17 protein-coding genes and 1 other RNA gene are annotated in these 13009 nt (G+C 35.0%); 17 read left to right on the plus strand and 1 reads right to left on the minus strand.

The features are described 5' to 3' along the window. Positions 1-30: 30 nt before the first annotated feature. A complete protein-coding gene (locus ACQW5G_RS06220; protein WP_429970610.1) occupies positions 31-270 on the minus strand; it encodes a redoxin NrdH in 240 nt (79 codons plus the stop codon). Between the two features lie 152 nt (positions 271-422). Between ACQW5G_RS06220 and ACQW5G_RS06225 the strand changes: the two genes are divergently transcribed. The 17 genes from ACQW5G_RS06225 to ACQW5G_RS06305 all read left to right on the plus strand — a co-directional run bounded on the left by ACQW5G_RS06225 (position 423) and on the right by ACQW5G_RS06305 (position 13007). Then, entirely contained in the window at positions 423-1028 is a 606-nt protein-coding gene (locus ACQW5G_RS06225; protein WP_429970611.1) for a class I SAM-dependent methyltransferase, read from the plus strand. A 1-nt stretch (position 1029) separates the two neighbouring features. After that, positions 1030-1518 carry a tRNA adenosine(34) deaminase TadA gene (tadA, locus tag ACQW5G_RS06230; RefSeq protein WP_429970612.1) on the plus strand — a complete coding sequence of 163 codons (489 nt, stop codon included), beginning with the start codon at positions 1030-1032 and terminating at the stop codon, positions 1516-1518. A gap of 32 nt (positions 1519-1550) precedes the next feature. Further along, positions 1551-1637: signal recognition particle sRNA small type (ffs, locus tag ACQW5G_RS06235), an RNA gene on the plus strand. 120 nt (positions 1638-1757) lie between these two features. Then, a complete protein-coding gene (gene dnaX / locus ACQW5G_RS06240) occupies positions 1758-3509 on the plus strand; it encodes a DNA polymerase III subunit gamma/tau (protein ID WP_429970613.1) in 1752 nt (583 codons plus the stop codon). Between the two features lie 12 nt (positions 3510-3521). Next, complete coding sequence (locus ACQW5G_RS06245) at positions 3522-3842, plus strand: YbaB/EbfC family nucleoid-associated protein (protein WP_429970614.1); 321 nt, start codon at positions 3522-3524, stop codon at positions 3840-3842. A 13-nt stretch (positions 3843-3855) separates the two neighbouring features. Further along, complete coding sequence (recR, locus tag ACQW5G_RS06250; protein WP_429970615.1) at positions 3856-4455, plus strand: recombination mediator RecR; 600 nt, start codon at positions 3856-3858, stop codon at positions 4453-4455. Positions 4456-4464: 9 nt separating this feature from the next. Continuing rightward, complete coding sequence (locus tag ACQW5G_RS06255; protein WP_429970616.1) at positions 4465-4707, plus strand: YaaL family protein; 243 nt, start codon at positions 4465-4467, stop codon at positions 4705-4707. A 100-nt stretch (positions 4708-4807) separates the two neighbouring features. Next, positions 4808-5572, plus strand: coding sequence for a MerR family transcriptional regulator (locus ACQW5G_RS06260; protein WP_429970617.1), 765 nt, complete (start codon positions 4808-4810; stop codon positions 5570-5572). A 90-nt stretch (positions 5573-5662) separates the two neighbouring features. Next, complete coding sequence (locus ACQW5G_RS06265) at positions 5663-7594, plus strand: ATP-binding cassette domain-containing protein (protein ID WP_429970618.1); 1932 nt, start codon at positions 5663-5665, stop codon at positions 7592-7594. 110 nt (positions 7595-7704) lie between these two features. Further along, complete coding sequence (gene tmk, locus ACQW5G_RS06270) at positions 7705-8346, plus strand: dTMP kinase (RefSeq protein WP_429970619.1); 642 nt, start codon at positions 7705-7707, stop codon at positions 8344-8346. Positions 8347-8355: 9 nt separating this feature from the next. Continuing rightward, the gene (locus tag ACQW5G_RS06275; RefSeq protein ID WP_429970620.1) at positions 8356-8682 is read left to right on the plus strand and encodes a cyclic-di-AMP receptor; all 327 of its coding nucleotides are present in this window, start codon (positions 8356-8358) and stop codon (positions 8680-8682) included. Next, positions 8682-9710, plus strand: a complete 1029-nt coding sequence (gene holB / locus ACQW5G_RS06280) for a DNA polymerase III subunit delta' (RefSeq protein ID WP_429970621.1) — start codon at positions 8682-8684, stop codon at positions 9708-9710. The genes ACQW5G_RS06275 and holB overlap by 1 nt, the downstream gene beginning before the upstream one ends. Positions 9711-9715: 5 nt before the next feature. After that, positions 9716-10042 (plus strand): DNA replication initiation control protein YabA, encoded by a 327-nt coding sequence (locus ACQW5G_RS06285; RefSeq protein WP_429970622.1) that lies wholly within the window; start codon positions 9716-9718, stop codon positions 10040-10042. Between the two features lie 5 nt (positions 10043-10047). After that, on the plus strand, positions 10048-10929 hold the full coding sequence (rsmI, locus tag ACQW5G_RS06290) for a 16S rRNA (cytidine(1402)-2'-O)-methyltransferase (protein WP_429970623.1): 882 nt from the start codon (positions 10048-10050) through the stop codon (positions 10927-10929). A 14-nt stretch (positions 10930-10943) separates the two neighbouring features. Further along, a complete protein-coding gene (locus ACQW5G_RS06295) occupies positions 10944-11699 on the plus strand; it encodes an acyl-[acyl-carrier-protein] thioesterase (protein WP_429970624.1) in 756 nt (251 codons plus the stop codon). Then, positions 11699-12424 (plus strand): tRNA (adenosine(37)-N6)-threonylcarbamoyltransferase complex dimerization subunit type 1 TsaB, encoded by a 726-nt coding sequence (gene tsaB, locus ACQW5G_RS06300; protein ID WP_429970625.1) that lies wholly within the window; start codon positions 11699-11701, stop codon positions 12422-12424. The genes ACQW5G_RS06295 and tsaB overlap by 1 nt, the downstream gene beginning before the upstream one ends. Then, positions 12408-13007 (plus strand): GNAT family N-acetyltransferase, encoded by a 600-nt coding sequence (locus ACQW5G_RS06305; RefSeq protein ID WP_429970626.1) that lies wholly within the window; start codon positions 12408-12410, stop codon positions 13005-13007. Before tsaB ends, ACQW5G_RS06305 begins: the two co-directional genes overlap by 17 nt. The last annotated feature ends 2 nt before the right edge of the window (positions 13008-13009 follow it).

The following is a 13009-nucleotide window of genomic DNA, read 5'->3' on the forward strand; positions in this document are numbered from 1 at the left end:
CCTTGTTGTGTGTATAATAGGTATATAGGCTTAGGCTAATTCGGCAGCTAATGCGTTTAAACGATCAGGTCTAAAACCAGTAAATGATTCTGCGCCTTCTACTTCAACAACTGGAACTGCTTGGAAACCGAGATCCTTTAAGTAAGTAACAAATTCTGGATTTTCAGAAGTGTTCTTTTCTACGAAGTCGATATTGTGTTCCTCAAGGAAACGCTTTGTCATTTTACATTGGATACAATTGTTTTTTGTGAATACTGTAATTGGATTCATATTTCTTCATCTCCTGTTTTTACGATACATTAAATTCTACTACTATTAATTAATCTTTCAAATAAAATAACACCATATATGGGGTGTATATTTGAGAAACACGCTATATATAGTGTGTGAAACTAAAAATATTTTTTTAAGGACGCGATATTATGAACAACTTTTATTACACTGAAAATCCTGATGTGCAACATGATGAAAAAAATTGGGAATATTCATTACTCGGGAACACGCTTCGTTTTGTTTCAGACAACGGAGTGTTTTCAAAAAATACAGTCGATTATGGATCACGCGTTTTGATTAACGCGGTTGACCTAGCAAACGTTCCAGCTGGAAATGTTTTAGATCTTGGTTGTGGTTATGGACCAATTGGTTTGTTCCTCGCCAAAAATAACCCAGAACGTAATTTTACCATGGTTGACGTAAATAATTTAGCACTTTCTTTAGCAAAACGAAATGCAAGCCAAAATAATATTAAAAACGTTGATATTTTTGCATCTAACGTTTATGAAAATATTGATGGTAAGTTTGCCGCTATCATCACTAATCCACCCGTTAGAGCTGGAAAACAAGTCGTAGACGACATGATTAGTGGTGCTTACGATCATTTAATCAAAGATGGAACTTTAACGGTTGTTTTACAAAAGAAGCAAGGGGCACCATCAGCTAAAAAATTAATGAAAGTTACTTTTGGAAATGTAAAAATTGTCACTCGTGATAAAGGTTATTACATTTTGCTAAGTAAAAAAGTTGATTAACATGAATGAAATAGATCAAAAATTTATGCAAGTCGCTTTACGGGAAGCCAACTTTGCTGCTCAAATTGGGGAAGTTCCAATTGGAGCTTGTATTGTGAAGGATGGTAAAGTAATTGCGACCGCCCATAACTTACGGGAACATACTGAAATGGCAACTCAACATGCAGAAGTAATTGCAATTGAAGCTGCTAACGCTGAACTAGGTAGCTGGAGATTAAACGACTGTACGTTATACGTCACAATCGAGCCATGTTTAATGTGTGCCGGAGCAATTTTAAATTCCCGCATTGAACGGGTAGTATACGGTGCTATGAATAAAAAAGGTGGCGTCGTTGGAAGTCTCTATGATGTTTTAACTGATGATCGCCAAAATCATCAAGTTGAAGTTGTATCTGGAATTGAAGCGCAAAAAGCAGCTCTTATAATGAAGAAATTTTTCAAAAGTAAGCGAAAACGGCACAAAAAGATGATGAAATCACTGGACAACTAGTGAATATTAAGATAATATAGTATTTGCCGCAAGGCATGAAGCAAAGATGGAATTACGAACCGTGTCAGGTCCGGAAGGAAGCAGCACTAAGTTTTCTCTGTCTTGTGCTTCTTTTTTTATGCAAATAAACTCTCAGTCATCCGACTGGGAGATTTTTTTTACAGTAATTCATTTGGTATTTAAATAATTTTCAAGCTATAATAGATATAGTCTAAAAATGAAAAGAAAGGGAGTTCTTCATGAGTTATCAAGCTTTATATCGGGTTTGGAGACCACAAAGATTCGATGAAATTGTAGGTCAACAAGTCATTACACAAACATTGAAAAATGCATTGGTAACTGACCAGATTAGCCATGCGTACCTATTTAACGGTCCTCGTGGTACTGGGAAGACTTCAACTGCAAAAATTTTAGCAAAAGCAGTTAACTGTGTAAATTTAAAAGATGGGGAACCCTGTAATGAATGTGCTACATGTGTGGCCATTAATAACGGTTCTCTCAATGATGTAATTGAAATTGATGCGGCTTCTAACAATGGAGTTGAAGAAATTCGGAATATTCGTGATAAAGCGAAATATGCTCCAACTGAAGCAAAATACAAAGTTTATATCATTGATGAAGTTCATATGTTGTCAACGGGAGCTTTTAATGCCTTATTGAAGACGTTGGAAGAACCCCCAGCACATGTGATTTTTATTCTAGCAACAACAGAACCACATAAAATTCCCGCTACCATTATTTCTCGGGTCCAACGTTTTGATTTTAAACGAATCAAAGCAAGTGATATCTTAGAACAAATGAAAAAAATCTTGAATTCAAAAGATATCAAATATGATGAACGAGCTTTGAAAGTGATTGCCAAGAGTGCTGAAGGTGGAATGCGTGATGCCTTAAGTATCTTGGATCAAGTGCTTTCCTACAGTGATGATGAAGTGACATATGAAAGTGCCTTACAAGTTACCGGTAGTGTAGCACGTGATGATTTACAAAATTACATGAAAGACGTCATTAACGGCAATGTTAGTGATGGACTAAAAGTTGTTCAAGATATTTTAGATAGCGGAAAAGATGCAAGTCAATTCATTGAAGATTTGATTAATTATTGCCAAAATATTTTGTTGTATAAACAAGATCCTACCATGGTTAATGCTAGTGAACTTGGTTTACTAGGTGATGATTTCAAAGAAGTCGCTGATAGTGTTACACCAGAGAAAGTCTATCGTTATGTCGAAATTATGAATGATGTGCAACAACAACTACGCTCAACTTACCATCCAGATGTTTATCTGGATATTTTAACGGTTCGGTTAGCTAATCTTGATAAAAATCAAACGACACAACCAGTTGCAGCTCCAGCACAACAGGCAACGCCAAGTGTGCAATCAACTGTCGATCATCAAGTAGTATCACAGTTGCAAGCTCAAATTGATACGCTAACCAAGCAATTAGAACAAGTTAAACATGCTACGCCAGTTGCGGCTACACCAAAACAAGCACCACGAGAAGCAGCAGTTAAAGATGAGAAAGCAACAGTTGATTTTGACCGTGTCTTTAAAGTGCTTGGTGCAGCTACTCGAGCTAATTTGACTGAGTATCAAAACCAATGGGATGACGTGATGAATTTATTGTCGGTCACTCAGCGGGCAATTATGCATGTTTCAAGACCAGTTGCTGCTAGTCCGGATGGAATTGTGGTAGCATTTGATTATCCGTTCCTGTATCAAAAAGCAGGAACAGATACTGATTTGATGGATGCGTTACAGAATGCAATGGACCGTGTCTTTGGTAAGGTTCCTGATATTATGTTTGTGCCAAAAGAGGAATGGCCAAGTATTCGAAAAGAATATTTAGCTAATAATCCTGTTAGTAAACATCCTAAACATAAAACTGATGCTCCAACTCATCCAGCTGAAGAACCAGAAAAAAATGAAACAGTGGAAAAAGCCCAAGAGTTATTTGGGAATGATATAGTAAAAATTGAAGATAATTAAAGGAGAAATATTATGGCTATGAATGGTATGAACATGGGTAAAATTATGAAACAAGCCCAAGAAATGCAAAAGAAAATGGCAGCCCAACAAAATGAAATCGAAAACACTGATTTTACTGGAGTTTCACCAGAAGAATTAGTTACTGTAACTTTCGGTGGAAACCGTCGCATGAAAGACATGCAAATTAAGGCAGAAGCTATTGATCCAGATGATCCAGATATGCTATCAGACTTAGTATTAAGCGCTGTAAATGATGCTTTAGCTAAAATTGATAACACTACTCAAAGTAAAATGGGTCAATTTACACAAGGAATGAACATTCCTGGATTCTAAAGAGGAAATTTAAATGCAATATCCAGAACCAGTTGCTAAGCTAATTGATAGTTACATGCACTTGCCTGGAATTGGGAAAAAAACCGCTACCAGATTAGCTTTTTATACCATTGATATGAATAAAGATGATGTTTTGAACTTTGCCCAGGCTTTAACCGACACCAAAGAAAAACTCAAACTTTGTTCCATTTGTGGCAATATCACCGAGGAAGATCCTTGTGATATTTGTGCTGATCCTAATCGTGATCAAACTAAAATTCTTGTTGTAGAACAACCCAAAGACGTTGCTACAATGGAAAAAATGAAAGATTACAACGGTCTATATCATGTCTTACATGGTGTACTTTCACCAATGGAAGGTAAAGGACCAGATGATATTAATATCAGTTCGTTAATTCATCGTTTGCAAAAAAATGAAGCTATCAAAGAAGTTATTGTTGCAACTAATGCCACTCCAGAAGGGGATGCAACGGCCATGTATTTGGCCCGTTTGTTGAAACCAGCTGGAATTAAAGTAACTCGACTCGCCCGTGGATTATCAGTCGGAAGTGATATTGAATATGCGGATGAAATGACATTATTCAAGGCAGTTGAAGGTCGAACTGAAATGTGAGGAATTCAGATGTTTGGATTTAAGAAGAAAGATTTTAAAAAAATTTACGATGAAGAATTATTAAATTCAATCAACCTTTTAAAGCGTGATTGGGATCAAGCACAACAAACCCAAATGGCGATTGCTGATGTTGATGACCAAATTATCGCTCAGACTGAATTAGCGAAACAGAAATATGAGTTTATGTATCGCCAAGCTCGCAAACGTGATATTAAAAATGACCATATCCAATCAAATGTTTATGATCATTAAATGAAAAATAACATCTCTAAAATTATTTTAGGGATGTTATTTTTTTGCTTTACATTGACGTTACGTCATAGTTTATATTAAATGTGTGGAGGAAAAGAAGATGAAAAAATATACAGTAGCTCAACTGGCAAAAATATCTGGAGTAAGTCCTAGAACGATTAGGTATTATGACAAAGTTAATCTACTTAAACCGAGTGAAATTGAAGAAAATGGGTATCGAAAGTACGATAAAGCACAATTAGATAAATTACAACAAATCTTATATTTTAAAAACTTTGGTTTTAAGTTAGAAAAAATAAAAGCAATTATCAATTCATCTGATTATGATGTGGTTAATTCACTGAAAATACAACAACAGATGGTTGAAAGAGAGATCATTGAACAGCAGAAGCTATTAAAAAATTTAAAAAAAGCCGTTAAGTATTACAAAGGAGAAATTAATATGACTGATGATGAAAAATTTACAGTTTTAAAAAACAATAAAATTAAAGAAAATGAAATTAATTATGGTGAAGAACTTAGAAAAAATTATCGTGAGACAGAAATTCAGGGTTCAATTAATACATTTAATAATTTAACTAAAGAACAATATGAAGGGGTTAACAAAATGGAAAAAGAAATGATTACTAACTTAGATGAAATTAACGAAAGCAATCTTAGTTTAGATAGTAATCTTGCCAAAAGGGTATTCAAACAACATCAAAAATGGTTGATGACATTTAATCAAAACTATAATTCTCAATATCATTTAGCAATGGCTGAGCTATATAGTAATGATAATAGATTTAAAGAGCATTATAATGAGCAAGCTAAAACTAATGTTGCGGATACCTTAATAAAAATTATTAACAAGTATGCTAAATAATTTAGATAGTATCGCTTTAATTAGTCATAGTTATCGTGTACAATGTACGAATAACAAATTGTTAAGTTATCTTACAATGAGGAGAAGAACATGGCTTATTTGCAACTAAAAGATATTAAAAAATCATATCACGTTGATAACCAAGATTTCCAAGTGTTACGTGGAATTAACCTGAGCTTTGAACGTGGTGAATTCGTTTCAATTTTAGGTGAATCTGGTGGTGGAAAAACCACTTTGATGAATATTATTGCTGGATTAGATAGTGATTATTCTGGTGATGTTTTACTAGAAGGTAAATCATTAAAACACGATACTGCTAAACAACTCGACGAATATCGACGTAATACCATTGGATTTATTTTTCAAAGTTTCAATTTGATTAGTCATTTAACGGTTCGCGAAAACGTCCTAGTTTCCCTTGAAATGACTAATTTATCTCACAAAGAACAAGTTGCACGTGCTGACATGTTACTTGATAAAGTTGGATTAGGTGATCATAAAAATAAATATCCTAACCAATTATCTGGTGGACAGAAACAACGGGTTTCAATTGCTCGGACATTAGCATCTGATCCAGATATCATCATTGCCGATGAACCAACTGGTGCATTAGATGCTCAAAATACCACTGAAATTTTGGAATTAATGAACGATATTGCCAAAGATGGTAAATTAGTATTGGCTGTTACTCATTCACAAATTGTAGCCGATTATGGGACTCGAATTGTCCATCTTGCTAACGGTTTGATTGATAGTGATAGAGAATTGAAACCTGCTTTCCCAGTTAAAGATGAACCACGTCCATTTAAATCAAAAGTGGCTAGTGCAAAGTCAATTGCTGTGATGGCTTGGCATCATTTTACTTATAACTTAAAACGTAATTTATTAATTATGTTTGGTGCTTCAATCGGGATTTTTAGTGTGATTATCATGCTTGGGTTAGGAAATGGAGTCAAGGGTTACATTAACCATGAAATTTACTCCCAAATTAATCCGAACACTGTGCAAGTTACCCAAAAAGTTTCAGACGATGATGATGGTAATAATATTAATATGACGAATAAAAACGTTGATCAATTAAAGAAAATTGATCATGTTAGTCAAGTTGCTAAAGGTTACTACGCTATGGGTGGCGGTCAATTGAAGGATGGTAACAAGACAGATAAACTTTCATTCTTGCAAACCTTCAATAACACGATTAAGAAAAATACTATTAAACGTGGAACTGCTCCTGGTAAAAATGAAGTTTTAATTAGTAAAGACGACGCTAAGAAGTTCAACAAAAACGATCCTTATGCTGTGAAAGGTAAGACCATTACACTTTATGTGAATGTTGCTGGTAAAGATGGTCAACCACAAGTCTTACAACAACAAGTCAAAGTTAGTGGAATTACTAACTCACAAGGTGCAACTGTTTCATACGACACTATGAAAGATATGTTTAACAATGCTGGGGTAGACTTCAAGCCTAACTTTGTGGCTGTTGATATTGCCGGTGGTGTTAATAACGTTGAACCAGTCCAAAACAAGATTAAAGAATTTAAGAATAGTAAGGGTAAAGCAATTTACCAAATTACTGGTGCGGGAAGCATTGTTTCTACACTTAATACTTATGTAACGCTTGCAGTATCTGTTTTAACTGCGATTGCTGCTATTTCATTGTTAGTATCAGCAATTATGATTATCGTGGTCCTTTACATCAGTGTTTCAGAAAGAACCAAAGAAATTGGAATTTTACGAGCCCTTGGGTTTACCAAACATAATATCCGTGATCTCTTTATTTTTGAATCATTCTTCATTGGACTATTCTCGTCACTATTTGCAGCTGTGATTGCCTTCTTGTTGGAAGCTGGAATTAACCACGTTTCTGAATCAGGAATTCACTACGCTTTAATGCAAATTTCTGCTGGTAATGCGATCTTCGGAATTGTCATTTCTGTTGTGATTTGTTTACTTGCTGCCTTAGCTCCAGCTCGTAAAGCTGCTAAAGTAGATCCAGTTGTTAGTTTGAGTGCTGAATAATAATTTATAAAAAAGACTAATTTGATTAGTCTTTTTTGTTTGGCTGAAAATAGACATTGAATTTAATTTACAGTACACTTATATGTAGAAAACGATGGGAATGGTGACACATGAACGGAAAGTTAATTACCTTTGAAGGTAGCGAAGGAGCCGGTAAAACGACTGCTTTAAATGAAATTATTAAGCGAATTAAACCACAACTAGGTGATCGATTAGTTACAACTCGTGAACCGGGCGGAAATGTAATTTCAGAAGAAATTCGTAATATTATTATGGACAGTAAAAATAATAATATGGACGCCCGAACTGAAGCGTTATTATTTGCAGCAGCTCGCCGACAACACTTAGTAGACAAGGTTATTCCAGCCTTAGAAGCTGGAAAACTAGTCCTTTGTGATCGCTACGTTGAAAGTTCAGTTGCTTATCAAGGTGCTGCCCGGGGAATTGGGGAACAAGCAATTTGGGACTTAAACCAATTTGCTACTGATGGCTTAAAACCAGATTTAACAGTTTACTTTGATGTTCCCATTGAAGTTGGGTTAGACCGAATTATGCAACATCGGACCAACGAAATTAATCGTTTAGATAAACAACAACATGACTTTTATGTCAAAGTTCATGATGCTTATGAAGAAATTGCTGCTGATCATCCAGATCAAGTAGTCAAAATTGACGCTACTCAATCAGTAGATGAAGTAGTAGCTGATGTTTTAAATCTCATTAAATCGCGTGTCCCAGAATATTTTAACTAGGAGAAAATCATGAAATTAGTACTTGCTATTATTCAAGAAAAAGATGCTTCAACTTTGCAAGCAGCCTTAAACGAACAAAAAATTACATCAACTCAACTACCAACTAAAGGTGGCTTTTTGAAAGCTAAAAATACTACTTTTATGATTGGAATTGATGAAGAACGGGTTCAAGAAGTGCTTGATATCATTAAAGAATCTTGCCAAGCTCGGGAACAATACGTTACACCACCAATTAATCTTGCCGGAAGTATCAGTGACACCTCTTATCCAGTTGAAGTTCAAGTGGGTGGAGCAACTGTCATGGTTCTTCCCATGGATAGCTTTTTCCGTTTCTAATGATGGAAGAAACGAAAGCAACTAAGTTAATTAAACGTGCTGAAACTACGCAACCTAAGCTCACAGGTCATTTCATGAAAGTGGTCCATGATCAAGATTTAAGTCATGCTTACTTATTTTCTGGTGCTGCTGGATTAGGTAAACTAGCCTTGGCTAAAGTCATTGCAATGCGATTATTTTGTAAAAATATTCAATCAAATGGAATGCCATGTGGAGTTTGTAACGAATGTGTCCGGATTGCTAAAAATGAACATCCTGATGTAATGTTAGTGGAACCAGATGGACGAAGCATTAAAGTTGATCAAATTCGAACTTTAAAGCAAGAATTTTCTAAGAGTGCCGTTGAAGGTAACCGAAAGATTTTCATTATCAATGGGGCAGATTTAATGACTACAGGGGCAGCTAATAGTTTGTTAAAGTTTATTGAAGAACCAGTTGGCAATGTGAACTCCTTTTTGTTAACGGATGATTATCACAAGATTTTGCCAACTATTCAATCCAGAACCCAATTAGTCGAATTCCCCAAAATTGATCCTGTCATGTTGGTTAAATATGCTGAAGGTAAGCAATTAACTAAAACAGCGATTAACTTAGTTTTACAATTAACAAGTGATACAGCGACAATTGACCGTTTATCCGAAGATAATTGGTTGGTTTCCATGAAACAACAAATTGAAGCATGGTTCAGTATGTTAGAAAAAGGTGATTATCAGGCTTTTCCATTAGTCCAAACTAATTTATTACCATTGGTACGGGATCGTGAAGATCAAAAAGTTACAATTGAGATGATGTGTCTTATTTTTCGCGATGTTTTCAATGTGAAGTTTAAAGCTACGCCTGCCAACGAGTTAGCATTTGGAAATGTTTATGATTTGATTAAACAGATGGCAAATCAATTGTCAGATAAGCAATTGCTAAGTATCATTGATGACATACTAAATAACGCCAAAAAACAACAGATTAACATTAGTTTCCAAAATATTTTGGAAGTTATTACGTTAGACTGCTTGAATCAAATTAAGGGGTAGCCAGCTTGGATATTAATGAAATGAATGATGGGATGGATAAGTTATCCGCTCAATTTAAACAAATGGTTACTAAAATTGGGGATCTTCGGGAACAAATTAATGCTGTTTTAGAAGAAAACTCTGAATTAAAGATTGAAAATGAACATTTACGTGATTTATTAGAAAATTCTCAGAACAGTAATGAAGGTGTTCAAGAATTATCAAAATCAAAGAAACTGCTTGAAAAGTTATATAATCAAGGTTTTCACGTTTGCAATGAATCATATGGAAAACGGCGCCTACAACATGAAAGCTGTATTTTTTGTACCCAAATTATTTATGGAGAAAGGTAAGTAAAATGACTTTACAAACACAAATGAGCTTTGAAAAACGTGATAGTGGTACGTTATATCTTATCCCAACTCCTATTGGTAACTTAGATGATATGACTTTTAGAGCGGTTAAGTTACTTAAGGAAGTCGATTTAATTGCAGCAGAAGATACCCGGAATACCCAAAAATTATTAAACCATTTTGATGTAAAAACGAAACAAATTAGTTTTCATGAACACAATACTGAATCACGGATTCCAGAATTAATCCAAAAAATGAAAGATGGCATGAATATTGGTCAAGTTAGTGATGCCGGCATGCCTTCGATTAGTGACCCTGGTCATGAATTGGTTGAACGAGCTATTGAGGCTGACATTCAAGTTGTCAGTATTCCTGGACCTAGTGCTGGAATGACTGCCTTAATTGCCTCAGGACTAAGTCCACAACCATTTTTATTCTACGGTTTCTTGAATCGGAAACCCAAAGAACAAGTTGCGGAATTAGAAGCCTTGTCGCAAGAAAAACCAACTTTGATTTTCTATGAAGCCCCACATCGGTTGAAAAAAACCTTAACTAATATCCAAAAAGTATTAGGAAATCGGAAAGCAACACTTGGTCGTGAATTAACTAAACGTTACGAAGAATACATTCGTGGTAACCTTGATGATTTAGTGCAATGGTCACAAGATACTCAAATTCGTGGTGAATTTGTGATTATGGTGGCTGGTAATCCAGAAGGACAATTAGCCGATACCTCTGCAGAAGATGCTATTTTAGCAATGAGCATTGAAAATCAAGTCCAACACTTTATTGATGCTGGTGAAAAAACGAATGCGGCCATTAAAAAGGTAGCTAAATTAAATGATTTAGTGCGCCAAGATGTTTATAATCAATTTCATAATATTTAATAAGGGAGACTACGATGGCAGGTAAGATTTTTACAGAAAACTATAAAATTTCGAACTTCGAAACTAATATTCATGGAACCATCACTTTACAATATATTTTGGATGTCATTATCAAAGCATCTGAAGATCAGTCTGATATTTTGAATCGGAGTACCGAAAAAGTCCAAGAAGACGGAGTAACATGGGTGGTTATTCAATATGATGTTGATATCAAACGTCTTCCAGTTGCAGGAGAAGACGTTAAACTGCAAACCCAAGGTGTCAGTTATACGAAGAGTTTTGCGGACCGGCGTTTTTGGATTCGTGATATGAATGATAATATATTAGTAGAAGTGAAAAGTTTATGGGTTATGATGAATCTTACAACTCGTAAAATGGTTCGGATTCCTGATGAAGCCGTTGAACCTTATGGAAGTGAAAAAGTTAAACGCCTCGAACGTCTTCATAAATTACATAATTATGATGCTGAAAGTGCTGAAACTATGAAGTTACCAGTTACTTTTAACGATATTGATTTTAACGGTCATGTTAGCAATACGCATTACATAAATTGGATGACGGATGTTTTGTCATTTGATTTTCAAAGTAACAACGTCCCAACTGGTTTTAGTATCAAGTTTGAAGACGAAGTCCGTTATGGTGATGATGTAACTAGTGGAGCTAATCTAATTGATGATGGTAAAACTTCTGTGCATCAAATTATGGTTGATGGAAAAGCCCGTTCAACGGCGGAAATTACCTGGAAAAAATTAACTAAGAGAGTGAAATAATGAAAGTATTAGCAATTGATACCTCTAATCGTCCGATTTCCATTGCGGTCTTAGATGGTGAAAGAGTTTTAGCAACTACAACTATGACAACGCAACGCAAGCACGCTGCGTATGCAATGCAAATTGTAGAAAAATTAATGAAATTAGCAAAATTACAACCGAGTGATTTAGATCGAGTAGTAGTAGCTGATGGTCCTGGATCGTATACCGGTCTTCGAGTGGCAGTAACCATCGGTAAAGTCCTTGCTGATACTTTAAATATTGAATTAGTAGCAACATCTAGTTTGCTAACTTTAGCCTTGAATGTGCAAAAAGAAGGTCAATTAGTAATGCCGTTGTTTGATGCTCGGAACGATATTCTATTTACGGGACTTTATCGCACATCAGCAAAAGGACCAGAAGTTGTGATTCCTGATCAACATGTAGCTTTTGAAGATTTTGTAGCTCAAGTTAAGGAATATGATGAATCAATTATCTTTTTAGGTGAAGATGTGGAAAAATACGCTGAAAGATTACAAACAATTTTTGGTGATCATTTCAAGACGATGGTCGGAATTGATAATCTTCCACAAGCTGCTAAATTAGGAATTTATGGTGAACAACAAACTCCAATGAAAGACATTGATAGTTTTGTTCCTAAGTATCTTCGTTTAACTCAAGCTGAAGCCGATTGGCAGAAATTACATCCAGGAGAAGGTCACGAATCTTATGTTGAACAAGTGTAAGCAGTTTTATTTAAAATATAAACAAGGTCGCAAAGAAGAAAAAATTAAAGAAGCGCTTCAGTTCCAAAACCGAGTAGTAACAATTGGGGACGTAAAATATTTTTTAGGTAAAGGAATGATGACCGATGTTCCTGACATTTTAAAACTAGATCAAAGTGCCTATGGAATTAACATGAAATGGAGTAAAGCCCGTTTCTTAGCTGAATTAAAAAACAGTCAAAATTCATTCTATTTAATTTTACGTAAAAATGATGAACTAGTTGGATTTGTTTGTATTGCGCTTTGTCGGAATGAAAAATGCGCACATATTGAGAATGTCGCAATTAAACCAGGTTTACAAGGACATGGTCTCGGGTATTTCTTAGTTACAACTGTAATTCAACGCGCCCGTTTAATGGGACTTGAACATATTGATGTCACTTGTCGAGTTAACAACATTAAGACTCAAGATTTATTTAAAGATTTAGGGTTTGTACAAGTTGAAATCAAACCTAAGTATTATCCAGATGGTACAGATGCTGTCTGTTTACGATTACATTTTGATAAAACCAATTACATTGGTTCAAGAAATTTTGGAAGATAAAA

The sequence above is a fragment of the Fructilactobacillus sp. Tb1 genome, from assembly GCF_050500285.1.
GTDB lineage: Bacteria > Bacillota > Bacilli > Lactobacillales > Lactobacillaceae > Fructilactobacillus.

Excerpts from the sequence above, each read along its gene's own strand:
- ACQW5G_RS06275 (WP_429970620.1), top strand. The coding sequence starts at position 8,356 with ATGAAATTAGTACTTGCTATTATTCAAGAAAAAGATGCTTCAACTTTG.
- ACQW5G_RS06225 (WP_429970611.1), top strand. The coding sequence starts at position 423 with ATGAACAACTTTTATTACACTGAAAATCCTGATGTGCAACATGATGAA.
- ACQW5G_RS06295 (WP_429970624.1), top strand. The coding sequence starts at position 10,944 with ATGGCAGGTAAGATTTTTACAGAAAACTATAAAATTTCGAACTTCGAA.
- ACQW5G_RS06265 (WP_429970618.1), top strand. The coding sequence starts at position 5,663 with ATGGCTTATTTGCAACTAAAAGATATTAAAAAATCATATCACGTTGAT.
- rsmI (WP_429970623.1), top strand. The coding sequence starts at position 10,048 with ATGACTTTACAAACACAAATGAGCTTTGAAAAACGTGATAGTGGTACG.
- ACQW5G_RS06220 (WP_429970610.1), bottom strand. The coding sequence starts at position 270 with ATGAATCCAATTACAGTATTCACAAAAAACAATTGTATCCAATGTAAA.
- ACQW5G_RS06245 (WP_429970614.1), top strand. The coding sequence starts at position 3,522 with ATGGCTATGAATGGTATGAACATGGGTAAAATTATGAAACAAGCCCAA.
- tsaB (WP_429970625.1), top strand. The coding sequence starts at position 11,699 with ATGAAAGTATTAGCAATTGATACCTCTAATCGTCCGATTTCCATTGCG.
- holB (WP_429970621.1), top strand. The coding sequence starts at position 8,682 with ATGATGGAAGAAACGAAAGCAACTAAGTTAATTAAACGTGCTGAAACT.
- ACQW5G_RS06255 (WP_429970616.1), top strand. The coding sequence starts at position 4,465 with ATGTTTGGATTTAAGAAGAAAGATTTTAAAAAAATTTACGATGAAGAA.
- tmk (WP_429970619.1), top strand. The coding sequence starts at position 7,705 with ATGAACGGAAAGTTAATTACCTTTGAAGGTAGCGAAGGAGCCGGTAAA.
- ACQW5G_RS06260 (WP_429970617.1), top strand. The coding sequence starts at position 4,808 with ATGAAAAAATATACAGTAGCTCAACTGGCAAAAATATCTGGAGTAAGT.
- recR (WP_429970615.1), top strand. The coding sequence starts at position 3,856 with ATGCAATATCCAGAACCAGTTGCTAAGCTAATTGATAGTTACATGCAC.
- ACQW5G_RS06305 (WP_429970626.1), top strand. The coding sequence starts at position 12,408 with ATGTTGAACAAGTGTAAGCAGTTTTATTTAAAATATAAACAAGGTCGC.
- dnaX (WP_429970613.1), top strand. The coding sequence starts at position 1,758 with ATGAGTTATCAAGCTTTATATCGGGTTTGGAGACCACAAAGATTCGAT.
- tadA (WP_429970612.1), top strand. The coding sequence starts at position 1,030 with ATGAATGAAATAGATCAAAAATTTATGCAAGTCGCTTTACGGGAAGCC.